We start from the raw sequence: 1243 nt of genomic DNA, 5'->3' as shown, positions 1-1243 counted from the left end.
TGATCCGCACCAGAAGTTTTGGACACTGAGTTAAGTGAGTACAATCACTAACGAGGTGAACAATGACAACTAAGAAAACACGAATTAAACATGCTCCTGAATTTAAAGCCGAAGCGCTTAAGTTAGCAGAGAAAGTCGGTGTCGCTGCCGCCGCACGACAGCTTTCACTATATGAATCTCAAATTTATGGGTGGCGTAAAGCCGTCAAAAAAGATGCGAAAATCAGCGATAGAGAAAGAGAACTCGCCACTGAAAATGCCAAGCTCAAGCGATTATTAGCAGAGCAAGCTGAAGAGCTAGATATCGTAAAAAAGGCCGCCACCTACTTCGCGAAAAATCTAAAATAGATTGCTATGAGTTTATGCTCGAACACCTGATGCAATATAGGATTGTCCGTATGGCTAAGGTGTTTGGGGTTTCTCGAAGTGGGTTTTATTATTGGATTGATAATCGCCATAAAGTCACTCAACGCAACGAGCACCGCAAGCAGCTTGATAACAAAGTTCGAGAAGTCTTTGATGATAAAAAGGAACGCGACGGTGCAAGGCGCATTCAAAAAGAACTTGAGGCAAATGGTAATAAGCACGATGTAAAAACCATTGCCGCGAGCATGAAACGCCAGAGCTTAGTCGCGAAGGCCGCCCGTAAGTTCAAATGTACGACAGACAGTAAGCATAGACTTCCTGTAGCCCCGAATTTGCTTGAGCAAGACTTTAATGCGACAGCACCAAACCAAAAATGGGCTGGAGATATCACTTATCTAGCGACAAGCGAAGGCTGGATGTATTTAGCCGTTGTTATCGACTTGTACTCACGGCAAGTAGTTGGTTGGTCAATGAGTACCAGAATGACCGCAACTCTGGTCTGTGATGCGCTATCAATGGCATTGTTCCGCAGAGGTATGCCAGAAGAAGTGATTATCCATAGTGATAGAGGTAGCCAATATTGTTCAAAAGACTACCGCGACTTAATCGCAGCTCATAATCTAAAGCAAAGTATGAGTAGGAAGGGAAATTGCTGGGACAACGCTTGTGTTGAAAGCTTTTTCCACTCAATGAAAGTAGAAGCCGTCCAATACGAGCCGATAATGACCCGAGAAGAGATGCGTCAAGCACTCTTTGAATACATCGAAGTTGATTATAATCGAACAAGAAGGCACAGTGCTCTTGGGTATCTAAGCCCAGTTAACTTTGAAAAACAATATGTCGCTTAATGCGGTGTCCAGTCTTACTGGAGCAGATCA

General features: G+C 43.8%; 1 protein-coding gene. It reads left to right on the top strand.

Annotated features, from left to right (window positions below; translation table 11 throughout):
- The first annotated feature begins 62 nt into the window (after positions 1–62).
- Positions 63–1213 (top strand): IS3 family transposase gene (locus F0251_RS24220; protein WP_171731981.1). Its coding sequence is split into 2 segments (ribosomal slippage): positions 63–306 and positions 306–1213, totalling 1152 coding nucleotides; the frame shifts between segments, so codons are not numbered across the junction.
- The last annotated feature ends 30 nt before the right edge of the window (positions 1214–1243 follow it).

It is taken from the genome of Vibrio sp. 070316B (assembly GCF_013114115.1).
GTDB classification, from domain to species: domain Bacteria; phylum Pseudomonadota; class Gammaproteobacteria; order Enterobacterales; family Vibrionaceae; genus Vibrio; species Vibrio chagasii_B.
This window is presented reverse-complemented; position numbering and strand designations above follow the sequence as displayed.